21 protein-coding genes are annotated in these 21,456 nt (G+C 58.1%); 11 read left to right on the forward strand and 10 right to left on the reverse strand.

The genetic code is table 11. The annotated features are described in order from the left end of the window. The first annotated feature begins 269 nt into the window (after window positions 1-269). Window positions 270-1,274 carry a tRNA dihydrouridine synthase DusB gene (dusB, locus tag IT763_RS20825; RefSeq protein WP_004936856.1) on the forward strand — a complete coding sequence of 335 codons (1,005 nt, stop codon included), beginning with the start codon at window positions 270-272 and terminating at the stop codon, window positions 1,272-1,274. Further along, window positions 1,256-1,552 carry a DNA-binding transcriptional regulator Fis gene (fis, locus tag IT763_RS20830; protein WP_000462905.1) on the forward strand — a complete coding sequence of 99 codons (297 nt, stop codon included), beginning with the start codon at window positions 1,256-1,258 and terminating at the stop codon, window positions 1,550-1,552. The genes dusB and fis overlap by 19 nt, the downstream gene beginning before the upstream one ends. A gap of 76 nt (window positions 1,553-1,628) precedes the next feature. On the opposite strand, the gene IT763_RS20835 is transcribed toward fis, so the two are convergent. Next, a complete protein-coding gene (locus IT763_RS20835) occupies window positions 1,629-1,859 on the reverse strand; it encodes a hypothetical protein (protein WP_131165448.1) in 231 nt (76 codons plus the stop codon). A gap of 145 nt (window positions 1,860-2,004) precedes the next feature. Further along, window positions 2,005-2,346 (reverse strand): hypothetical protein, encoded by a 342-nt coding sequence (locus tag IT763_RS20840; RefSeq protein ID WP_046897212.1) that lies wholly within the window; start codon window positions 2,344-2,346, stop codon window positions 2,005-2,007. A gap of 248 nt (window positions 2,347-2,594) precedes the next feature. Here IT763_RS20840 and lpxO point away from each other — a divergent pair, with 248 nt between their 5' ends. The 4 genes from lpxO to IT763_RS20860 all read left to right on the forward strand — a co-directional run bounded on the left by lpxO (window position 2,595) and on the right by IT763_RS20860 (window position 10,169). Further along, entirely contained in the window at window positions 2,595-3,500 is a 906-nt protein-coding gene (gene lpxO, locus IT763_RS20845) for a lipid A hydroxylase LpxO (protein ID WP_004936848.1), read from the forward strand. Window positions 3,501-3,799: 299 nt separating this feature from the next. Further along, window positions 3,800-4,720, forward strand: coding sequence for a kdo(2)-lipid IV(A) palmitoleoyltransferase (gene lpxP / locus IT763_RS20850; protein WP_033636183.1), 921 nt, complete (start codon window positions 3,800-3,802; stop codon window positions 4,718-4,720). Between the two features lie 118 nt (window positions 4,721-4,838). Beyond that, a complete protein-coding gene (locus tag IT763_RS20855) occupies window positions 4,839-5,531 on the forward strand; it encodes a CTP synthase (protein ID WP_049299941.1) in 693 nt (230 codons plus the stop codon). Between the two features lie 702 nt (window positions 5,532-6,233). Beyond that, window positions 6,234-10,169 (forward strand): non-ribosomal peptide synthetase, encoded by a 3,936-nt coding sequence (locus IT763_RS20860; RefSeq protein WP_206194976.1) that lies wholly within the window; start codon window positions 6,234-6,236, stop codon window positions 10,167-10,169. 41 nt (window positions 10,170-10,210) lie between these two features. Here the strand turns inward: IT763_RS20860 and IT763_RS20865 are convergent, their stop codons facing one another. Continuing rightward, entirely contained in the window at window positions 10,211-10,900 is a 690-nt protein-coding gene (locus IT763_RS20865) for an LrgB family protein (RefSeq protein WP_004936833.1), read from the reverse strand. Continuing rightward, window positions 10,893-11,315, reverse strand: a complete 423-nt coding sequence (locus IT763_RS20870; RefSeq protein ID WP_028127545.1) for a CidA/LrgA family protein — start codon at window positions 11,313-11,315, stop codon at window positions 10,893-10,895. Before IT763_RS20870 ends, IT763_RS20865 begins: the two co-directional genes overlap by 8 nt. Before the next feature lie 140 nt (window positions 11,316-11,455). Between IT763_RS20870 and IT763_RS20875 the strand changes: the two genes are divergently transcribed. Then, the gene (locus IT763_RS20875) at window positions 11,456-12,343 is read left to right on the forward strand and encodes a LysR family transcriptional regulator (protein WP_016930254.1); all 888 of its coding nucleotides are present in this window, start codon (window positions 11,456-11,458) and stop codon (window positions 12,341-12,343) included. 74 nt (window positions 12,344-12,417) lie between these two features. Here IT763_RS20875 and IT763_RS20880 read toward each other — a convergent pair whose 3' ends face one another. From IT763_RS20880 to IT763_RS20900, 5 genes are all read right to left on the reverse strand, one after another. Then, a complete protein-coding gene (locus IT763_RS20880) occupies window positions 12,418-14,067 on the reverse strand; it encodes a Na+/H+ antiporter (protein WP_016930255.1) in 1,650 nt (549 codons plus the stop codon). A 197-nt stretch (window positions 14,068-14,264) separates the two neighbouring features. Continuing rightward, entirely contained in the window at window positions 14,265-15,626 is a 1,362-nt protein-coding gene (locus IT763_RS20885; RefSeq protein WP_004936819.1) for an NCS2 family permease, read from the reverse strand. Window positions 15,627-15,958: 332 nt separating this feature from the next. After that, window positions 15,959-16,366 (reverse strand): VOC family protein, encoded by a 408-nt coding sequence (locus IT763_RS20890; protein WP_016930256.1) that lies wholly within the window; start codon window positions 16,364-16,366, stop codon window positions 15,959-15,961. Between the two features lie 47 nt (window positions 16,367-16,413). Further along, a complete protein-coding gene (locus IT763_RS20895; protein ID WP_016930257.1) occupies window positions 16,414-17,082 on the reverse strand; it encodes a glutathione S-transferase family protein in 669 nt (222 codons plus the stop codon). Continuing rightward, window positions 17,079-17,522 carry a lipocalin-like domain-containing protein gene (locus IT763_RS20900; protein ID WP_049299921.1) on the reverse strand — a complete coding sequence of 148 codons (444 nt, stop codon included), beginning with the start codon at window positions 17,520-17,522 and terminating at the stop codon, window positions 17,079-17,081. The genes IT763_RS20895 and IT763_RS20900 overlap by 4 nt, the downstream gene beginning before the upstream one ends. Before the next feature lie 195 nt (window positions 17,523-17,717). Between IT763_RS20900 and IT763_RS20905 the strand changes: the two genes are divergently transcribed. Continuing rightward, the gene (locus IT763_RS20905) at window positions 17,718-17,978 is read left to right on the forward strand and encodes a YdgH/BhsA/McbA-like domain containing protein (RefSeq protein ID WP_004936809.1); all 261 of its coding nucleotides are present in this window, start codon (window positions 17,718-17,720) and stop codon (window positions 17,976-17,978) included. A 55-nt stretch (window positions 17,979-18,033) separates the two neighbouring features. Here the strand turns inward: IT763_RS20905 and IT763_RS20910 are convergent, their stop codons facing one another. Then, window positions 18,034-18,951, reverse strand: coding sequence for a LysR family transcriptional regulator (locus tag IT763_RS20910; protein ID WP_143778450.1), 918 nt, complete (start codon window positions 18,949-18,951; stop codon window positions 18,034-18,036). Between the two features lie 127 nt (window positions 18,952-19,078). Between IT763_RS20910 and IT763_RS20915 the strand changes: the two genes are divergently transcribed. The 3 genes from IT763_RS20915 to IT763_RS20925 all read left to right on the forward strand — a co-directional run bounded on the left by IT763_RS20915 (window position 19,079) and on the right by IT763_RS20925 (window position 21,451). Further along, complete coding sequence (locus IT763_RS20915) at window positions 19,079-19,828, forward strand: 3-oxoacyl-ACP reductase family protein (RefSeq protein WP_143778449.1); 750 nt, start codon at window positions 19,079-19,081, stop codon at window positions 19,826-19,828. A 233-nt stretch (window positions 19,829-20,061) separates the two neighbouring features. Next, the gene (locus IT763_RS20920; protein ID WP_004936800.1) at window positions 20,062-20,274 is read left to right on the forward strand and encodes a DUF1471 domain-containing protein; all 213 of its coding nucleotides are present in this window, start codon (window positions 20,062-20,064) and stop codon (window positions 20,272-20,274) included. A gap of 220 nt (window positions 20,275-20,494) precedes the next feature. Further along, window positions 20,495-21,451 (forward strand): cyclase family protein, encoded by a 957-nt coding sequence (locus IT763_RS20925; RefSeq protein ID WP_015379212.1) that lies wholly within the window; start codon window positions 20,495-20,497, stop codon window positions 21,449-21,451. The last annotated feature ends 5 nt before the right edge of the window (window positions 21,452-21,456 follow it).

The raw sequence follows: 21,456 nt of genomic DNA on the forward strand, positions 1-21,456 counted from the left end.
TGACAATGCGCCTTCCAGGCAGGCTATCCCGGCAAAAATAGCGGGCGAATGCAGATAATATCCTGTGCAAAGGCGAATATTTTACCGCACACAAAACAAGCGCTTTTCGTCAACTCATTGTAAAATATATACAATATTTTTATGAATCACTGCGCAGCGCATTTTTTGCCCTAATAGCGAGCCAATTGGTTAAAGTTTGGCCTTTCATCTCGGCGCAAAAATGCGTAATATACGCGCCCTTGCGGACACAGTATGGTCACTCTTTGTCTATGCGCATTGGACACCACCAGCTTACTAATTGCCTGATTGCGGCCCCGATGGCCGGTATTACAGATCGCCCGTTCAGAACCCTCTGTCATGCAATGGGTGCTGGGATGGCCGTATCCGAAATGCTCTCCTCCAACCCGGAGGTGTGGCGGACGGATAAGTCGCGTCTGCGTATGGTGCATAGCGATGAACCAGGGATCCGCTCCGTGCAGATTGCCGGATGCGATCCTGATGATATGGCCGCCGCCGCGCGTATCAACGTGGCCAGCGGCGCGCAGATCATCGACATCAATATGGGATGCCCGGCCAAAAAAGTGAACCGGAAGCTTGCCGGGTCCGCTTTGTTGCAGTACCCGGATCTGGTTAAACGGATCCTCCACGCGGTGGTTGACGCGGTGGATGTGCCGGTAACGCTGAAGATTCGCACCGGCTGGGCGCCAGAGCATCGTAACTGTGTAGAGATTGCCCAACTGGCCGAAGACTGTGGTATTCAGGCCCTGACGATTCACGGCCGAACCCGCGCCTGTCTGTTTAACGGCGACGCGGAATACGACAGCATTCGGGCAGTTAAGCAGAGTGTTTCCATTCCGATTATCGCGAATGGGGATATTACTGACCCGCATAAAGCCAGAGCAGTGCTTGACTACACCGGGGCCGATGCCCTGATGATAGGCCGCGCTGCTCAGGGGAGACCCTGGATCTTCCGGGAAATCCAGCATTATCTGGACACTGGGGAGTTGCTGCCGCCGCTGCCGCTTGGCGAGGTGAAGCGCTTGTTGATTGGGCACATTCGGGAATTGCACGGCTTCTATGGCCAAGGCAAGGGATTCCGGATTGCTCGTAAGCACGTGTCCTGGTATCTCCAGGAACACGCTCCGAATGACCAGTTTCGGCGCACATTCAACGCCATAGAGGATGCCAGCGAACAGCTGGAGGCGTTGGAGGCATATTTCGAAAATCTTAGCGTAAAAAAAGAGCTGACAGAACTATGTTCGAACAACGCGTAAATTCTGACGTACTGACCGTTTCTACCGTTAACTCACAAGATCAGGTGACTCAAAAGCCTCTGCGTGACTCGGTTAAACAAGCACTGAAGAACTATTTTGCTCAACTGAACGGTCAAGACGTAAATGACCTGTATGAGCTGGTACTGGCTGAAGTTGAACAGCCACTGTTGGACATGGTGATGCAATACACCCGTGGCAACCAGACCCGCGCAGCCCTGATGATGGGCATCAACCGCGGCACGCTGCGCAAGAAGCTGAAAAAATACGGCATGAACTGATACTAGTCAGTTAACGTGTTGATAAAAGGCGCTTTATCTCATTTGATAAGCGCCTTTTTCTTTTTCTGACTTGTGCCTACATGGGCGAGGATTTGCGCGGAATGCGCTTATCAATATATCCGGCAAAGAAATAGCAAATACCCGCCACGCCCGCGATCATCACGTAGCGCTTCCACCCGTCCAAATCCACGCCCAGGCTATCCAGCCCGCTCAACACCACAAACACCAGCAGGCCCAAGATAACCGATGCTCTGCCTGTCCAGGCTGGTGGGGGTGTCAATAAACGCCTTATCCAGTGGGATTTCATAGCGTTTCCTTCTTGCTTACGATTGAGTCGCCAATCGATGAAGAATACTCTCACGTTTTAATCGGGGCGACAAAGCGGGGCATCGGCTCTGGATTGCAGGCAATAAAAAAGGCCGCAGCGCGGCCCTTGGGGTAAAGCGGAGACCTTACTCGGTCACTTTGTTCTTGAGGCTTTCCGCCCCTTGCTTGGTCTTGTCCCAAGCCTTCTCCGTACCCTGTTTGGTGGAGTGCCAGGCTTTTTGCGAGCCTTCGCTCACTTTGCTGCCGACGCTGTCGCTCTTGCCTTCAGCGGCGTGCTTGGCTTTCAGCTTCAGCTCTTCACCCTTGTCCTGAGACTGGTGCAGCTTTTCTTTGGCGGTATCCGCCCCTTTATGCGCCTCAGCGACGACCTCGTTGCTGGCGTGAGCGGCGGTGTCGGTCGCGGTTTCAGCAGCGAACACCGGGGAAGCGAGCAGCAGTGCAGACAAGGCAATGATTGATTTCTTCATAAGTCCCTCTTTTCTCAGATACGTGCCATTCGTCATGACACAAGATGGCATGAAACACCCCTTGAACGATTTAAGAATAGGACTAAAACCAAAAAAATCGATATAAAATTTCATTACCAACGGTTTTATTGATTTTTTATGCCACCAAACAGTATGAGCGGGGAAAGCGCACGAAAAAGTTAAATTTTTCCTGTCACAAAACTATAATTTGTACGAATTTTTAACAAGCACCAACAGGGATGGATTCTATGGTTGCCGCGATCATTATCGGCATTTTTATCATCAGCTTCCTCTACGCACACTCCCGCGGCAAAGAGAAACAAAAGCTTACCCGCCAACTGTTCGATCACTCCACCTTTATGGGGCCGATCAACATGTTTATGACCGGCTTCTCCCGTTTGCCCGCCAAACAGCCCTATTTCGACGAAAAAGGCTTCCCGGAGCTGCAGACGCTGACCGACAACTGGCAGGTGATCCGCGAGGAAGCCGTGCGTTTGCAGGATCACATCAAAAAGGCGCAGTCGCACAACGACGCCGGATTCAACACCTTCTTCAAACGCGGCTGGAAACGTTTCTATCTGAAGTGGTACAGCGACAGCCACCCTTCGGCGCAAACGCTGTGCCCGAAAACCGTCGAACTGCTCAACCGCATCCCATCCGTAAAGGCGGCGATGTTCGCCGAGCTGCCGCCCGGCAGCCATTTGGGTAAACACCGCGATCCTTACGCCGGCTCGGTGCGCTATCACCTGGGGCTGATGACGCCCAACGACGATCGCTGCTTCATCGAGGTGGACGGCGAGCAGCACAGCTGGCGCGACGGCCAAGCGGTGATCTTCGATGAAACCTACGTGCACTGGGCGCAGAACGCCACCGATCAGACGCGCATCATTCTGTTTTGCGACGTCGAGCGGCCCATGAAATGGCGCTGGGCGCAAGCGGTCAACCACTGGGTCGGCGCTACGCTGATGTCGGCGGCCAGTTCGCCGAATGACGATCAGGACCGCACCGGCGGCATCAACCGCATCTTCAAATACGTCAACGCGGTGCGCGACGCCGGCCAGCGCCTGAAGGCGCGTAATCGCCGCGGTTACTACCTGCTGAAATGGCTGGTGATCGCCGCCATTTTCGCCGCCATCATCCTCCCCAGCCTGTAAACCGCCGCCAATCGTCAATCCAGAGGCAATGCGAATGAGAATATTCGCATGCCTCTCTTCCTCTGAACCCCGTACCCTGTGTTAACATACGCATTCCTAGAGCCGCCTCCGCTGGCCAACAGCTATCCCTCCGAAGCCTGATAGCAGCGCAAACCGCCCTTCGAATGTAAATGTTTAGTCAATTATGGAATTCTGACTAAACCCTGGCCGTCCCCGGGTGTCTGAGTCGTTGTATCGCTATCGAGTGGATCCTTTATGCGCTACAGGTTGCTACCCCCCTAACGCATAAACGAGCTGCTATGAAACGCCAAAAGAGATTTCAACTTTCCTTGCTGCACCCGCGCTACTGGCTGACCTGGTTCGGTCTGGCCCTGTTGTTCCTGCTGGTGCAACTCCCCTACCCGCTGCTTAACCGCCTTGGCGTATGGATGGGGCGCACCTCGATGCGCTTTCTTAAGCGTCGCGTCGCCATCACCCGCCGCAACCTAGAACTGTGCTTCCCCGAGATGGACGAAGCGCAGCGCGAGCGCAAGGTGGTGGGCAACTTCGAATCGCTCGGCATGGGCCTGTTGGAAACCGGCATGGCCTGGTTCTGGTCGGATAAACGCGTCAAACGCTGGTTCAACGTCTCCGGCATCAACCACCTCAAAATGGCGCAGCGCGACGATCGCGGCGTGCTGGTGATCGGCGTGCACTTCATGTCGCTGGAGCTGGGCGGCCGGGCAATGGGCCTGTGCCAGCCGATGATGGCGATGTACCGTCCGCACAACAATAAAGCGATGGAGTGGGCGCAGACCAAAGGCCGCATGCGTTCCAACAAGGCGATGATCGACCGCAAGGATCTGCGCGGCATGGTGCACGCGCTCAAGCGCGGCGAGGCGGTATGGTTCGCGCCGGATCAGGACTATGGCCCGCGCGGCAGCGTATTCGCGCCGCTGTTCGCCGTCGATCAGGCCGCCACCACCAGCGGCACCTTCATGCTGGCACGCATGGCCAACCCGGCGCTGGTGCCGGTGGTGCTGATCCGCCGCGAAGGCGGCCGCGGCTACGACCTGCTGATCCAGCCGGCCCTGGAAGACTACCCGCTCAGCGACGAACAGGCGGCGGCGGCTTACATGAACAAAGTGATCGAGAAAGAGATCATGCGGGCGCCGGAGCAATACATGTGGCTGCACCGCCGCTTCAAAACCCGACCGGCTGGTGCGCCCTCGCTGTACTGAGCCCCATTTTCCAGCCCGGCCGACGCCGGGCTTTTTTGTGCGCCGCGTTTAAAAAATCTGCGGCTCAAAATCCCGCTTTCCTGTAATCTCCTTCTTTACCCGCACAGGAAAGGAAATGATGAAAGCTCAAGTCCGCATTGCTCTGGTCGGTGATTACAACCCGCAAGCCGTGGCCCATCAGGCCATCCCCGTGGCGCTCCAGCTCACCGCCGCCCATCTCGACATCGACGTGCAGCCCCAGTGGCTACCGACCGAATCCTTGACCTCCCCCGATGTCCTGCAAGATTTCGATGCCATCTGGGTGGTGCCGGGCAGCCCGTATCGACACGACGACGGCGCCTTTATGGCGATCCGCCATGCGCGGGAAAACGACGTGCCGTTTCTCGGTTCCTGCGGCGGTTTTCAGTACGCCATCATCGAGTACGCCCGCAACGTGATGGGCTGGCACGACGCCGGCCATGCGGAAACCGACAGCGGTGGCCGGTTGGTGATCGCCCCGCTGAGCTGCTCGCTGGTGGAAAAAACCGGCGACATCGTTTTTCAGCCTGACACGCGCGTCGCGCAGGCCTACGGCTGCCTGAACACCCATGAAGGCTACCACTGCAACTTTGGCGTGAATCCGGACTTCGTCGCCGACCTTGAGCGCTTCCCGCTGATTATCAGCGGCCACGATGCCGAAGGCGACGTGCGCGCCATCGAACTGCCGGGCCGGCGTTTTTACGTCGCCACGCTGTTCCAATCAGAACGCGCTGCGTTGCGCGGCGAGCTTTCGCCGCTGGTGGTGGAACTGATCAAAGCCGCCGTCTGCTAACCTGCACCTCCCCCGTAGGATCCAGCCGCAGCGAGACACGGTTCTCGTTGCGTCTTTCATTTCGGGTATCAACTCGACATCAACGTTTCACATTTATTATCTCATTAAAGTTAATCCATTAATCGCCCAATAACGGATCATTCATCGCAGTTTAATTGAAACGCCATAATCCTATGAAAGTTAACAGCAGCATTACGAATAAAGAAATGCATGAAATCACAATAAGATTTATTTCTTATTATTCATTATTATTTCTTTTATAATAATACAGCATAAGAAATTCTTTATAATTTTTTATGATTCAGCCTGTTATCTCTGGCAGAGAAGCCATCGAACTTGCCCGCTTAGATACCACTCCGTTATCGCTCACGATCCGCCTCAGCTCCGCCTCTTTTTATCAAAAATAAAAAAACGCAAACAAAACATAGAATTACACCATCACACCTGCTGATGACACGCAGGGAAACCAGTCAATCGTGATTAACACGCCACAAAAGCAATGACAAAAAATTAGTTTAAAAATAAATAAAATATAAATCATTAATCATGAAAACATTGAATTAATTATAATTAAACAAAACTATTAAAAATATTTAATGTGAAAACAGGCCAACTTAATAATCACCTTTTATAATGTTCGAGTGCTTGGCTGCGACTCACTTTATTTAATTTGATTCATTCCTTATTTGTGGAGGTGGTTCCGTGTCCGCTTATTCCCTGACGACCGTGCAACAAGCCGTGTGGCTAGACCAATCTTTAAACCCCGATATCCCCTTATATAACGTTGGGTGTTTATGGCGCGTAGAGCGCGAGATTTCGCTACCGCTTTTTCAAGAAGCCATACGGCAAATACAGCAACAACATGATGCGTTGCAAACCACGCTGAAAGAAACGCCGCAAGGCATTACCCAGGAAACCTGCGACCGGGCCTATATCGACCTGCATTACCATGATTTTTCGCAGGGGCAAGATGCCATCAGCCTGGCAGAAACACACCTTCGTTCTCAATTCCTGCAGCCTTATTCACTGTATGATGGCCTGCTTTGGCGCTGCCACCTGGCCAAAGTCAGCGGATCCAGCACGCTATGGCTGCTTGCTTCCCATCATCTGATTGCGGACGGCACCTCAATTTCCCTGCTGAGCAAAATGATCATGGAGCGCTATAAACAATTAAAAGCAGGGATAAAAAACGAAGCCCCCCGCTCGCGTTACCAAGACTTCGTCATCAGCGATCGCGCCTATCAGCAGTCTCCACGCTACGAGCGCGATCGTGATTTCTGGTTGAAGCGTTTCATCGACGCGCCCCCCTCCATGCTGGAACGCCGCCAAAATCACTGTGAGCAACAAACCTACCCCAGTCATCAGATAATCAAGCGGTTGCCACGCGAGCGTTTCCTTCAGTTGGAACAATACGCCGCCGCACAGGGCGGTTCTGCCATGCATTTTTTTAGCGCTTTGCTGGCCACCTGGTTCGGCCGGATTTGGCAAACCGATCAATTCACGCTGGGCGTGCCGGTACATAACCGCAGTACCGCCGAACATAAGCAAACTTTGGGCATGTTTTCCTCGATGATCCCACTGCGCATCACGGTCGATTCACAGCAATCCTTCGGCCACTTACTGCGGCAAATCGGCAGCGAGCTGCGCCAGTGTTATCGTCACCAGCGTTTTCCCATTGCCGAACTCAACCGCCAGTTGAACCTGCATCAGCAGGAGCGGCGCCAGCTGTTCGACATCAGCTTTTCGCTGGAAGTTTTTCCGACCGACATCGAACTGGAGGGCAGCCAGTTCAAGGTTGAAAACCTGCACCACGGTCAGGAACAGCTGCCCCTCGGCGTCTACCTGCGCCATTACCATCCGGGCGACGACCCGCTGCTGGAGTTCAACTTCAATCAGGCCTGGTTCAGTCAGGAAGACGGTGAGCGCATCGCCGCCCGCATACTGCACCTGCTGAACACCCTACTGGACGGCGATCCGGCGCTGCCGCTGGGGCAGTTGCCGCTGCTGTTGCCGCAGGAAAGACAGCAAATCTTCCATCAATGGAATGAAACCCGACAAACATGGGCAGACATGCCGCAAGGCGTACATCAATTCCTGGAACGGCAGGCCGCGCTGACGCCAGAAGCGCCGGCGCTGTGCTACGAAGACCACGAGATCAGTTATCAACAGCTGAATCAGCGGGCGAATCGATTGGCTGCCTTTCTCAGGCTGCAGGGATTACAGCCTGACGATCGCATCGCTGTATGCGTCAACCGCAGCCCGGATATGGTGATTGCCCTGTACGCCATCCTGAAGGCGGGCGCCGCCTATGTACCGCTCGATCCCGACTATCCGCAAGACCGTCTGCGCCACATGCTGCAAGATTGCGGCGCCAGATTCGTTCTGATCGACAATGGCGGCGAACACGCGCTGCACCCGCTGCGCGATATCGCCGTGCCGCGATTGCATCTTCAGCGTGAGAGTCATCTGTGGCGGCAAGCGCCGGATGGCAACCCGCCGCCGCTGGCCGCCGATCCACAGCGCAGCCTGGCTTATGTGATTTACACCTCCGGCTCGACGGGGAAACCCAAAGGGGTGATGAACGAACACCGCGGGGTGATCAACCGACTACTGTGGATGCAAAAGGCTTATACACTGACGCCGGATGATGTCGTGCTGCAGAAAACGCCGTTCAGCTTCGACGTCTCTGTGTGGGAGTTTTTCTGGCCGATGATGGTTGGCGCCCGGCTGGCCATCGCCAAACCGGGCGGTCACCAGGAACCGGATTATCTCAGCGCCTGCATCGCACAACATGGCGTCACCACACTGCATTTCGTCCCCTCTATGCTGCAACTGTTTCTGCGCCACGGCGATATGGCGCAGTGCGCCTCCCTGAAACGCATCGTGTGCAGCGGCGAGGCGTTGCCGCTCGCTACGGTACAACGTTGCCTGCAGCAGTTGCCGCAGGCGGAACTGCACAATCTCTACGGCCCGACGGAAGCCGCCGTAGACGTTTCCAGTTGGCAATGCCTGCCCGATGATCCTCGCCCACTGGTACCGATCGGTAAACCGATCGCCAATACCCAGCTCCATATTCTGGATGACCAACTGCAACCGTTACCGCCTGGCATCGCCGGCGAATTGCATATCGGTGGTATTCAGGTTGCCCGTGGTTATCTGAACCGCGCGGCGCTGAGCGCCGAGCGATTTATCGCCGACCCTTTCAGCGCCGAGCCGCAGGCTCGCCTGTATAAAACCGGCGATCTGGCCCGCTGGCTGCCGGATGGCAACATTGAGTATCTGGGCAGAAACGATTTCCAGGTCAAAATCCACGGCCTGCGCATTGAATTAGGTGAGATCGAGCAACAGCTCAGACAGTGTTCAGGGGTTGAAGACGCGGCCATTCTGGCGCGGGAAGACGAAAGCGGCGGCAAGCGCCTGGTCGCCTATGTCATCGCCCCAGAGCAAACGGCCGCCGCCGAATGGCGTCGGCAATTGCAGCAACACCTGCCGGACTTTATGGTACCGTCCTGTTTTATCCGGCTGGATGCTTTTCCGCTGTCGCCCAACGGCAAGCTGGATCGCAAAGCGTTACCGGCACCGGCCAACATGCAGGAAACCGCTGCTTATGAAGCCCCACAAGGCGAGCTGGAACAGCAGTTGGCCGAACTGTGGAGCGAACTGCTGGGCACAACGCGCATTGGCCGCGACGATGATTTCTTCGCGCTGGGCGGCCATTCGCTGCACGCCATTCAACTGCTGGTTAAACTGAAGCGACACGGGCATTCGTTAGGCATTAAGACGCTGTTTGCTCACTCGACGCTGCGCGGCCAGGCCCGTATCCTCACCGACGGCGTGCCCGCAACGGCTCCAGCCACCTCCGAACCCCTGCAGCAGCTGTTGACGCGTCTGAATCAGGCCAGTTTTACCTTTAAACAGGTAGAGCGCCTGAACCACGCCATCACCCCCGACAGCGTTTGGATGATCCATCCCGCCGTCACCGGTTGCGATGTTTATCGCGATCTGGCGAACTATTTAGAAAAAGATTTCAATGTGTTAGGCATCAACAATTATAACCTGTTCCAACAGCCGCACATCACTTCGCTACGCGAGCTGGCGGCGTATTATCTCGGCCATATGCGGCTGTCGCCGGCGCGCCCCGTCCGTTTGTTGGGTTGGTCGCTAGGGGGCCTGATCGCGCTGGAGATGGCAGCTCAACTGGAAAGCCAAGGCTATCGCGATATCCAACTGTTCCTGCTTGATACCTTCTACCGAACCCCATTCCAGATCCGCAGCGAGCCGGGCATGCTGGCGGCGATGCTGGCCATGCTGGGTATTGACGGTGAGGCCGCCGACCGGGCATTAAAGGCCGAGCCGACGGAGCTGGCATTGGCGAAACAAACGCTCAGCACACCGTTGCAACATGCACGCATCACGCTGTTCAAGGCGACCGAAGATGCAAATCTGAATATCACCGGCCTGGGCGATGAGCGGGAGCTGCTGGCGATTGCCGACAATGGCCTGTCGGCAATCTGCCAACATCTGCAGGTGCATCCGTTGCCCTGCAATCATCACTCTATTATCTTCAGCCACGAGGAGATAGGACGCGCCTTGCGCCAGTCATCGCGCACGCCGGCGATGCTCGGCAACCTTCCTTGACGCTCTACGGTCTGCGGCGCCGTTCGCCGCAGACCGCCTCCTTACCACATCAGCCGGCCGATCAGTGGCGCGGCCACCACCGTGATAATGCCGGCCAACATCATCACCAGGCTCGACACTACGCCCTCCTGTGGCCCCAGTTCATAGGCGCGGGCGGTGCCGGCGCCGTGCGACGATGCGCCAAATCCGGCCCCTTTCGCCAGGCGGCTGCGTACCGCCAGCCGCAGAAACAGAATGTCGCCCACCGCCATGCCGAACACCCCGGTGATCACCACGAACAGCGCCACCAGGTCCGGCTGGCCGCCCATCTGCTTGGCGGCCTCCAGCGCAAACGGCGTGGTGATCGACCGCACCGCCAGGCTGCGCTGCACCTCTTCCGGCAGCGTCAGCAGGCGCGCCAGCCACACCGAGCTGTACACCGCCACCAGCACCGCCGTCGTCACCCCGGCGGTCAGCGACAGCCAGTGGCGACGAATGATATGCAGGTTCTCGTACACCGGCACCGCGAAGGCGATGGTCGCCGGCCCCAGCAGCCACAGCAGCCAGTGGGTTTCACCGATGTAGTCCTGATAGGAGATGTGGGTGACCACCAGCAGCAACACCAGAATCATCGGCGTCAGCACCAGCGGCATCAGCAGCAACGTGCGGCGGCGGCGATAGAGTTTCTTGTTGGCGAAATAGAGCGCCAGCGTCGCCAGAAAACAGGCCAGGCTAAGGATAAAATCATTCATGGCGCTGCTTCCGCCGCTGCAGCCAAATCTCCAGCCGATACACCCTGTCCACCACCAGCCCGGTGGCGCCCAGCGTCAGCATGGTGCTGATCGCGATCACCAGAAAGATCTTCCAGCCCTCGACCATCAGCAGCTGGGCATAGTTGACCACCGCCACCACCGCCGGCACGAAAAACAGCAGCATTTCCGCCAGCAGCCAGCGGGAGCCGGCCTTGACCCAGCTGAGCGGCAGAATGCGCAGCAGGATCAGCGCCAGCAGCATCAGCATGCCGACGATATTGGCGGGGAGCGGCAGGTGGAATTGTTGCACCAGACGATCGGCGATCAGGAACAGCGCCGCATACAACGCCACCTGGATCGGCACCTGCAAACGGGTCAGCAGGGAGGGGGCAACGCGGCGTAACGCCAGAGACATGAAAGATGACCTCGAACAATAAATTGACGGCCTACAGTATACGCAGCCGGGAAACCACGCCTGAAATGAATTAAAATTATCGTCATCATGCCGTCCGGGAATAGTTTCCCGCCGGTAGCGTCCCCAAGGAGAACCCTAACGTGGATGTCCGCACCCTGCGCTACTTCGTTGAAGTGGTGCGCCAGCAAAGCTTCACCCGCGCGGCGGAAAAACTGTTCGTCACCCAGCCCACCATCAGCAAAATGCTGCGGCATCTGGAGGAAGAGCTGGAATGCACGCTGCTGATCCGCGAAGGCCGCAAGCTGCGCCTGACCGACAGCGGCCAGGCGGTGTACCAGCGCGGCCTGACGATCCTCGACGAATTCCGCCAGCTGGAGGCGGAACTGGAAGACATCAGCTCGGTGAAAAAGGGCGTGCTGCGGCTGGGCATTCCGCCAATGGTCGGCAGGCAGATCGCCGATCTGATCCGCCGCTTTCGCCAGACCTACCCCGGCATCGAATTGAAGATTTCCGAACTGGGCGGGCTGTCGGTCGAACAGGCGGTGATGTCCGGCGAACTGGATCTGGCGATGACCGTGTTGCCCTTCGATTCGGCGCAGCCGCTGACCTTTCTGCCGCTGCTGGGCCACCCGATGTGCGTGGTGGCGCCGCGCACGCCGCAGTGGCTCAACCGCACCCGCATCAATATCGCCGAATTGGCCGACAGCCCGATCCTGATTTATAACGAAGACTTTGCGCTGTACAAGATGCTGATGAAGGCGTTTCGCCAGGCCGGTTTTGAACCGCAAATCGCGGTGCGCAGCGGCCAATGGGACTTCCTCGCCTCGATGGTGCAGGCCGGCGTGGGCATCGCCATGCTGCCTGAGCCGGTTTGCCGCTGGCTGGATAAGGAAAACCTGGTCTGGCTGCCGCTGGAGCCGCGCATGGAGTGGAAAATCGGCCTGATCTGGCGCCAGGGCAGCTACCTGTCGCACAGCGCGCAGGCCTGGATCGCCTGCTGCCGCGACTACTGGCCGCCGCTCAAGTAGCCAAAAAACAAGGGCCGCCCAGGCGGCCCTTCAGGACAGAAAAAAGAGGAAAACGTTTATTCCTCTGCTGAGATTTACCCTTCGCGTTCGATCAACAGCGCTTCGAGCAGGTCGAGATCGTGCAGCAGTTTTTGCAGCGTCTCGTTGCTGATTTTCTGCGTGGCGCGCAGGTGGTACAGCTCGCCGCGCTCGGCGCGCAGCGCCGTCAGGCGGAAACGCCGCTCGAGGTTTTCCATCGCCAGCGCATTCTCGATATCGTCTTTCGACGCGATACGCCGCCGCAGCATGCCCGTCACCCGCGAGCTGACCTCTTTCAACACCTGCGGATCGAGGTTTTCTTCGGTATCGGCAACCAGGCGCTCTTCCATTTTATTCACGCTCTCGATCGCCACCTCGGCCGCCATGGCGATCGCCATGCGCTCTTCCTGCTTGCTGGCGCTCTTGTCGGCCACCTGCACGCCGCGCAGCAGCAGCGGCAACGCCAGCACGCCGACGATCAGCGACAGCAGGATCACCCCGGCGGCGATAAACACCAGCTGATAGCGCGCCGGGAAGGCAGTGCCGTCGCTCAGCAACAGCGGTATCGACAGCACGCCGGCCAGGGTAATCGCCCCGCGCACCCCGGCGAACGACGCCACCCACAGCTCACGCGTGCTGTAATCGCCGAACTGCAGCGGACGCTTTTTCATAAAGCGGTTGCTGGCCTTCTTCATTATCCACAGCCAGGTAAAACGCAGCACCAGCAGCGCGGCGTAGATGGTGGCCACGTCGGCGAACAGATACCAGGTCTGGATGGTCGGATCCAGCTCCGCCTGCAGGATGGAGGTTTCAAGAATGCCCGGCAGCTGCAGGCCCAACATGATGAACACCATGCCGTTGAACACGAACTCCAGCATCGCCCACACGCTGTTGGCGCGCAGGCGCATCGCCAGCGGCGCGTTGCGGATCACGCCGGACTGGCTGATGGTCATCCCCGCCGCCACCGCCGCCAGGATGCCGGAGACGCCGATATGTTCGGCGATCAGATAAGAAGCGAACGGCAGCAGCAGCAGGAACACGATCTGGGTCGCCGGATCGTCGCCGCTCCAGCGGCTCATCACCCGCAGCGATTTACTGTAGGTCCAGGTGACCGCCACGCCGGCCAGCAGGCCGCCGATCGCCACTTTGAGGAATTCAAGGGTCGCGCCGCCCACGGTGAACACCATAGTGCCCATCGCCACCGCGATGGCGAACTTGAGCGACACCAGGCCGGACGCGTCGTTCATCAGCGCCTCGCCCTCGAGCACGCCCATGATCGGCTTGGGAATGCGCCCTTTGCCGACGATGCCGGACAGCGCCACGGCATCCGTCGGCGACAGCACTGCCGCCAGCGCGAAGGCCGCCACCAGCGGAATGCCCGGCACCATGGCGTAGATCAGATAACCGACGCCGACCACGGTGATCAGCACCAGCACCAGCGCCAGGCCGAGAATTTCACGCCCGTGATGCAGGAACTCCCGCGTCGGCGTTTTCCAGCCGTCGGCGAACAGCAGCGGCGGGATGAACAGCACCAGGAACAGTTCGGGATCAAAATCGACGTGCAGCCCGAAATGCGGCCAGGCCAGCAGGGCCCCGATGGCGATTTGCATCAGCGGCAGCGGCACCTGGAACGGCAACATGCGCGTCACCACCCCGGACAGGGAGACCACCAGGATCAAAATGAGGATTGTAAAAAAGATTTCCATGCTTTCCTTAGACTCTACGATTCAGACGACATCGGCTCAGGGCCTGCGTTGGTCACGATAGTAGATCACTTTTTTTACAGCCGTTAAAGCTTGTTGTGCCTTTCAAAACGCGGTGCAGAGCAGAAGAAGACTTATCTTAAGAAGGGAATTGCCGTAACAGGCTCCCCCGCCCGGCGGGCGAGGGAAACCCAAGCGGCTTAAATCGCCCAGCCGCCGGCGTAGAACGCCACCAGCGCCACGGCGATCAGCACGGTGCCGATGTTCAGCTTGCGCCATTCGCCGGAGAAGATGCGGCCGATGACCAGCGAACTGAAGCCCAGCATGATGCCGGTGACGATGTTGCAGGTCAGCACGATGAACACGGCGCACAGCAGGCCGGCCATCGCGTCGACGAAGTCGTTGAAGTCCAGCTTGGTGACATTGCTCAGCATCAGCAGGCCGACGTACATCAGCGCCGGCGCGGTGGCGTAAACCGGCACCAGATAGGCCAGCGGTGACAGAAACAGGATCAGCAGGAACAGAATGCCGACCACGGTGGCGGTCAGGCCGGTCTTGCCGCCCGCGGCGGTGCCGGCGGCGGACTCGATGTAAACCGCAGCGGGCGCGGCGCCCACCAGGCCGGAGAAGATGCTGCTCAGGGAATCCGAGGTCAGCGCCTTGCCGCCGTTGATGATCTGCCCGTCTTTATCCAGCAGATTGGCCTGCCCGGCCACCGCGCGGATGGTGCCGGTGGCGTCGAACACCGCGGTCATCACCAGCGCCAGCACGCTCGGCAACACCACCGGCTGCAATGCGCCCATGATGTCCAGGCTGAAGATCAACGATTTGCCGTCAGCGTCCGCCAGGCTCGGCATGGCGAACAGCCCCTGGTATTTCACCGCCGGGTCGAAGATCAGGCCGATGATGGAAATGGCGATGATCACCAGCAAAATGCCGCCGGGCACGCGCAGTTTCTCCAGGCCGAAGATCACCGCCAGGCCGACCAGCGTCATGACGACCGGGAAAGAGGTGAACGCGCCGAGCGCCACCGGCAAGCCATCCAGCGGGTTCTTCACCACCAGGCCGACGCCGTTGGCGGCGATCAGCAGCAGGAACAGCCCGATGCCGATGCCGGTGCCGTGCGCCACGCCCATCGGCAGGTTGCGCAGGATCCAGGCGCGGATGCCGGTGACCGAGATAATGGTAAACAGCACGCCCATCAGGAACACCGCGCCCAGCGCCACCGGAATGCTGATGTGTTGGCCCAGCACCAGGCTGAAGGCGGTAAAGGCGGTCAACGAGATCGCACAGCCGATGGCCATCGGCAGGTTAGCCCACAGCCCCATCAACAGCGACCCCAGACCGGCCACCAGGCAGGTGGAGACGAACACCGCCGCCGGCGGGAAACCCGCTTTGCCCAGCATGCTCGGCACCACGATCACCGAGTACACCATCGCCAGGAAGGTGGTCAGCCCCGCCACCACCTCCTGACGCACGCTGCTGCCGCGCGCGGAAATTTTAAAATAGCCATCAAGCCCGCCGGTTGGTTTTGCGGCGTGGTTCGCTTGAGAGTTCGACATAGGTTACTTCCCCTGTGTTTCATGAATCGGCCCGTCACAGCAGGCCTGTAATCTCGCCCGCGCCCGATCGCCACGTAATCGTTTACGTCACGTTCCGCATCCTTGCCCTTATGCCACACCGCCAACGGCGATGCGCACCCAGGCAAACGTTTAACTCGCAGCGCGCGGTACGGGTGATTTATGGTGGTTTATTCAAGGCAAACGATTATCCTGCCTTCCCTAGCGTCTAATCAACTAAAGATCGCGGCAATTTATGCAGAAAGCGGCGGGAATGGCGCTCGCGCGATAAAACCGGGACGACGGTCGCCCCGGCGAACGCCGTCATGGCGGGGTTATTGCGTCTGCACCGCAGCGGGATCCATATACATCAATTCCCAGATATGACCGTCCAGATCCTGAAATCCATGGCCGTACATCACGCCGTAGTCCCGCGGCGGGTGGTAGGTGTTGCCGCCGCCGGCGACCGCCTTGCGCACCAGTTCGTCCACCGCCACCCGGCTGGGTTGCGACAGGCACACCAACACTTCGGTGGCCTGATTGGCGTCGCCGATCGGGTTCGGGGTAAACATCCTGAATTTGTCGTGGGTCAGCAGCATCACGTAAATCGTGTCGCTGACCACCATGCATGCGGCGGTATCGTCGGTAAATTGCGGGTTGAAGCTGAAGCCGAGCTGGGTAAAAAACGCCATTGAGGCGGGCAGATCGCGTACGGGCAGATTGACGAAGATTTGCGTAGCCATGGGCTACCTCCGATGAAGAATGACCCCATCGAGTATAGCCCATCCGCTTAACTCAGCAGGTCGTAAGGGCCGCCCTGCTCCAATGCCCTCTGGTAGGCGGGCCGGGCGTGAATGCGCTGCAGGAAACCGCGCAGTTTCGGGCAATCATCCAACGCGCCGCGCGCCGCCATCGCCTCCAGCGGGAAGCTCATCTGAATATCCGCTGCGCTGAAGTCGTTGCCAACGAACCAGCTGCCCTTATTCAGGTGCTGTTCGAGGTATTCGCAGTGCGGCGCGATCTGCTTGTCGAGGTATTCCCGCTGCACGCCTTTGCCGATCGCGCCGGCCACCGGCCGCAGCAGCCAGGGGATCGGCGGCTGGCCGAGACGGCTGAACACCAGCTTCATCACCAACAGCGGCATCAGCGATCCTTCGGCGTAGTGCAGCCAGTAGCGGTATTGCTGACGCGCGTGGAAGTCGGTTGGCATAAACATGCCCTGTGCGTCGTAGGCTTCCTGCAAGTATTCGATAATGGCGCCGGATTCCGCCAGCGTCAGATCGCCATCGACGATCACCGGCGATTTGCCCAGCGGGTGGATCTTTTTCAGCGCCGGCGGCGCCAGCATGGTCTGCGGATCGCGCTCGTAGCGCTGCACCTGATAAGGCACGCCCAGCTCTTCCAGAAACCACAGAATGCGCTGCGACCGCGAGTGATTGAGATGATGAACGATGATCATGACGAAGCCCCTGTCCGCTGCCACACCAGTTCGCCAACCTGCACGCCGTTGCCGAGCTGCAGCGGCACCGTGCGCAACGTCAGCCGATCGGCGTTAAAGGCGTAAAAACGCACCTGACGGCTGCCTACCCAGTTGGGGAACGAACAGCCTTCGACCTGATGCACCACCCGCTGCTCGCTTTCTTCCACCTGATAGTGGCCAAAGTAGCAAATCATATTGATGAAGGCGGCGCGGATCTCCCGCTCAGACCCCTGCGCCAAATCGGCGGCGGCGAAACGCGGCCGCACGGCGCTGTAAAGCTGCGCCGCCATCGTGCCGTTGGCCTCATAGTGGATGCGCCCCAACACCTGCTCGCCCAGCGGGTAATTCAGCTCGCCGTTCTGGTTTTTGAACACCGACGACACCAACGCCCAACTGCCGATAAACGCGCTTATCGTCATGACGCTTCTCCGGTTAAGGATCGTCTGTAAAGGGTAGTGGCGATTTTTACCCCGCGCCAGCGGATGAAAAACAATCAATTTATTTGACAGAGATACTCAAAACTCTCCGATTTTTTATTCACATCCGGTGCACTAGTATTTAACACATCGAGAGACAACAGGCTCTCACCTAACAAACACTCTGAGGAACGCATCATGAAAAACGTCAAAATTTTTGCTACCGCTGCGCTGCTGGCTACCGCTTCTTTCGCTACCTTCGCCGCTGACCTGCCTTCCAGTCAACCTGCTGCAGACGCCCAGAAGATCGGCGTCGTCACCGTGAGCGGCGCCGCTAACCTGAGCGCGCTGGAAAGCGAACTGGCCAGCAAAGCCGCCGCTTCGGGCGCCAGCGCCTACCGCATCGTCGCCGCCGGTGGTCAGAACAAACTGTACGGCACCGCAGAAATCTTCAACTGATCGTCGGACAGCCAACCGACGGAAGAAAGAAGCCCCGCAAGGGGCTTTTCTCGTTTTAGCGGGCGTCAAAGCGCGCCGCCAACTTCTGCAGGCGGAACTGTTCGGTGATGAAATCGACGAACACCCGGGTTTTGGTCGGTAAGAATTTGGTGGTGGGAAAATAGAGATACACGCTGCCGCGATCGACATACCAGCCCGGCAAAACCCGCATCAGACGGCCGCTTTCCAGATAAGGCGCCGCATTCGGCATGCCGATCAGCGCGATGCCCAATCCCATTTCCGCCGCCCGCGCCGCCGCTTCCGGTTCATTGACCGTCATGCTGACCGTCATCCCCGGCGCACGCTGCTCATTCTGGGCATTTCGCAGCGGCTGGTGGCGAATGCGCCCGGTCTGCGGCGAACGGATGAAAATCCCGGCGTGTTGCGCCAGTTGCTCCGGCTCCGTCAACGGCGGCCGCTGCCGCAAGTATTCTGCCGAAGCGACCAATACGCCATGCGCGGGCGCCAGCTCGCGCGCGATGATGCCCTGCGCCAATTCGATGCCGCCGCCCAATGCAGCATCGAAGTGCTCACCGATCAGATCGACCTGGCGGTTGTCGAAATGCCAGTCCGGCACGATTGCCGGATAACGCGCCAGAAAGTCCGGCAACATCGGCAATACGAAGTGCAGACCAAAGGCGGTACCCATACTGACCTTCAGCCCGCCGGCCGCCGCGCCGCCGCCGCTGCTCAGCCCTTTCAATGCGCACTGGATCGATTGCAATCCGCCGCTCACCTCGCCGAGAAAACGCTCCCCCGCCTCGGTGAGGATCAGCTTGCGGGTATTGCGCTGAAACAGCCGCACGCCAACCACCGCTTCCAGCCGGGTGACATTCTTGCTCACCGCCGCCGGGCTGAGGCCCAGCTTGCGGCCGGCGGCGGAGAAACTGCCGTTTTCCGCGCTGCTGACGAAGCACTCCAGATGTCCCAGCATGCTTTTTCCTTATGGATTTTAAACTAATGGTTTTAACTGATTATAGCTCTTTGTGGCTAGTGGCCGTGCAAGCGATCTCCGATACTGAATGCCGACACTTTACCCTCATCCACTCTGGAGAAATAACATGACCACAGCACTCCCACTGCAAGGCAAAGTCGCATTCGTTCAGGGCGGTTCCCGCGGCATCGGCGCCGCCATCGTTAAACGCTTGGCGAGCGAGGGCGCCGCCGTCGCCTTTACCTACGCCGCCTCAGCCGATCGCGCCGAAGCGGTGGCGAGCGCCGTTACCGCCGCCGGCGGCAAAGCCCTCGCCATCAAGGCCGACAGCGCCGATGCTGCGGCGCTGCAGCAGGCGGTTCGCCAAGCGGTGAGTCACTTCGGCAACCTGGATATTCTGGTGAACAACGCCGGGGTATTTACGCTGGGCGGCACCGAGGAACTGGCGCTGGACGACCTGGATCGCATGCTGGCGGTCAACGTACGCAGCGTATTCGTCGCCAGCCAGGAGGCGGCGCGCCACATGAACGACGGCGGCCGTATCATCCACATCGGCAGCACCAACGCCGAGCGCGTGCCGTTCGGCGGCGCGGCGGTGTACGCGATGAGCAAATCGGCGCTGGTCGGGTTGACCAAGGGCATGGCGCGCGATCTCGGCCCACGCGGCATCACCGTCAATAACGTGCAGCCCGGCCCGGTGGACACCGAAATGAACCCGGACGCCGGCGAGTTCGCCGATCAGCTCAAGCAGCTGATGGCGATCGGCCGTTACGGCAAAGATGAAGAAATCGCCGGTTTCGTCTCCTACCTGGCGGGCCCGCAGGCGGGTTATATCACCGGCGCCAGTCTGAGCATCGACGGCGGCTTCTCGGCGTAGCGCTCAAAGCCCCGCAAGGGGCTTTTTTTTCATTCGCTCCCCGACGACCGCTTCTCACCTCGCACGGCATATTCGGCCTTGAAAGACAATAATAGAATTAGTTTATGCGCAAAAATGGAATAGTTTATTGACGATTCTGTTATTTATTCACCAGGCCGACGTCTTTATCCTTCGCTCCATCGTGTCGTACCGGACACCCTTATTTTTCGAACCTTCGAACACATGATAAAGATATGAAAACCATGACCACCGTTATTTCACTCGCTCTGTTTTCCATGCTGTCGTTTAACGCCGCGGCAGAAAGCGTGACCGCAACCGGCAGAACGCTGGACTCCACCGAAGCCCTCATCGCTAAAAAAGCGCAAGAGGCCGGCGCAAGCGGCTACAAAATCACCAGCGCCTACATGGGCAATTTCGTCACCATGAGTGCAGAGCTGAAAAAATAATACCAATGACGCCGCTCGCACGGCGTTATTTATTTCCGCATAAGGAAGTCATCGTCGGGTGGTTATTCACCACGCGTTATAAAGCATTACGCTAAAGCACCCGCGTACTAAAAATGAGCCTCTTTCTCCACCGGTTATTATTCGGCGGCCTCACGCCGCCAATTTCCGGAGGCTCATTTTCATTCACCCTGCAATACTCCGTTATAAGGATGAGTCACTGATGAAATCATTGTATCGCCTCTCCCTCTTGCTGCCCTTGCTGGCCGCAGTGCCCGCGCACGCCGCAGAATCCGCCGCGCAGTCGTCAGACTGGTATCCTTCCGTTTACGGCGCAAAAGACGAAATCGGCGCAGCCAACCTGCTCACGCCAGAGGTCGTATTACAGTCTGTGCAGTTGGTAAAACAAGGCAAGACATTGCCATTGGCGGTGCCCGTCGATAAAGATTTCCCGGCGTTCCGCCACCGCAGCTTCCGCTTATATAATATTCAGCCTGGTCAGCAGGACGGTAAAACGCTTGGCCCAAATAAATTCACCTTTAATGATGAATTGGTGAATGCCTGGACCGGCGTCGGCACCCAGTTGAATGGCATTGGCCATATCGGCATCGACAACGTTTATTATAACGGCAATAAGGCGGCGGACTTCGTCACCGTAGATGGCGTGAAAAAATTGGGCGTGGAAAAAGTGCCGCCCATGGTCACACGCGGCGTCGTGCTCGATATGACGGCTTATTATAATAAAGCGATCGTTCCGGGCGGCACCGAATTTTCCGTTGCGGATATTCAAGCGGTGCTTAAAAAGCAGGGCATCAGTTTACGCAAAGGCGACGTTGTCTTGTTCAATACCGGCTGGCTGGAGCTGATTGGCAAAGACAATAAAAAGTTCCTGGAAGTTGAACCGGGCATCGGCATGGAAGCGGCGAAATGGTTGGCCGACCAAGGCATCGTGGCCTTCGGCGGTGATACCTGGGCCTCCGAAGTTTACCCTAACCCGAAAAATGACGAAGAGTTCCCGGTCAACCAGTACCTGCTGGCCAAACGCGGCGTCTATAACCTGGAGCTGATCGACAGCCGCCCACTGGTGCGCACGAAAACCTGGGAATTCCTGTTCGTACTGGGGCAACCGCTGTATGTCGGTTCAACCCAGGTCAACATCAACCCGGTAGCAATTTACTGATTGGC

Source organism: Serratia sp. CMO1, from assembly GCF_015689115.1.
Classification (GTDB): domain Bacteria; phylum Pseudomonadota; class Gammaproteobacteria; order Enterobacterales; family Enterobacteriaceae; genus Serratia; species Serratia marcescens.

Excerpts from the sequence above, each read along its gene's own strand:
- IT763_RS20925 (WP_015379212.1), top strand. The coding sequence starts at position 20,495 with ATGAAATCATTGTATCGCCTCTCCCTCTTGCTGCCCTTGCTGGCCGCA.
- IT763_RS20915 (WP_143778449.1), top strand. The coding sequence starts at position 19,079 with ATGACCACAGCACTCCCACTGCAAGGCAAAGTCGCATTCGTTCAGGGC.
- IT763_RS20910 (WP_143778450.1), bottom strand. The coding sequence starts at position 18,951 with ATGCTGGGACATCTGGAGTGCTTCGTCAGCAGCGCGGAAAACGGCAGT.
- IT763_RS20905 (WP_004936809.1), top strand. The coding sequence starts at position 17,718 with ATGAAAAACGTCAAAATTTTTGCTACCGCTGCGCTGCTGGCTACCGCT.
- IT763_RS20865 (WP_004936833.1), bottom strand. The coding sequence starts at position 10,900 with ATGAATGATTTTATCCTTAGCCTGGCCTGTTTTCTGGCGACGCTGGCG.
- lpxP (WP_033636183.1), top strand. The coding sequence starts at position 3,800 with ATGAAACGCCAAAAGAGATTTCAACTTTCCTTGCTGCACCCGCGCTAC.
- fis (WP_000462905.1), top strand. The coding sequence starts at position 1,256 with ATGTTCGAACAACGCGTAAATTCTGACGTACTGACCGTTTCTACCGTT.
- IT763_RS20895 (WP_016930257.1), bottom strand. The coding sequence starts at position 17,082 with ATGATCATCGTTCATCATCTCAATCACTCGCGGTCGCAGCGCATTCTG.
- lpxO (WP_004936848.1), top strand. The coding sequence starts at position 2,595 with ATGGTTGCCGCGATCATTATCGGCATTTTTATCATCAGCTTCCTCTAC.
- IT763_RS20855 (WP_049299941.1), top strand. The coding sequence starts at position 4,839 with ATGAAAGCTCAAGTCCGCATTGCTCTGGTCGGTGATTACAACCCGCAA.
- IT763_RS20890 (WP_016930256.1), bottom strand. The coding sequence starts at position 16,366 with ATGGCTACGCAAATCTTCGTCAATCTGCCCGTACGCGATCTGCCCGCC.
- IT763_RS20840 (WP_046897212.1), bottom strand. The coding sequence starts at position 2,346 with ATGAAGAAATCAATCATTGCCTTGTCTGCACTGCTGCTCGCTTCCCCG.
- IT763_RS20880 (WP_016930255.1), bottom strand. The coding sequence starts at position 14,067 with ATGGAAATCTTTTTTACAATCCTCATTTTGATCCTGGTGGTCTCCCTG.
- IT763_RS20885 (WP_004936819.1), bottom strand. The coding sequence starts at position 15,626 with ATGTCGAACTCTCAAGCGAACCACGCCGCAAAACCAACCGGCGGGCTT.
- dusB (WP_004936856.1), top strand. The coding sequence starts at position 270 with ATGCGCATTGGACACCACCAGCTTACTAATTGCCTGATTGCGGCCCCG.
- IT763_RS20870 (WP_028127545.1), bottom strand. The coding sequence starts at position 11,315 with ATGTCTCTGGCGTTACGCCGCGTTGCCCCCTCCCTGCTGACCCGTTTG.
- IT763_RS20920 (WP_004936800.1), top strand. The coding sequence starts at position 20,062 with ATGAAAACCATGACCACCGTTATTTCACTCGCTCTGTTTTCCATGCTG.
- IT763_RS20835 (WP_131165448.1), bottom strand. The coding sequence starts at position 1,859 with ATGAAATCCCACTGGATAAGGCGTTTATTGACACCCCCACCAGCCTGG.
- IT763_RS20900 (WP_049299921.1), bottom strand. The coding sequence starts at position 17,522 with ATGACGATAAGCGCGTTTATCGGCAGTTGGGCGTTGGTGTCGTCGGTG.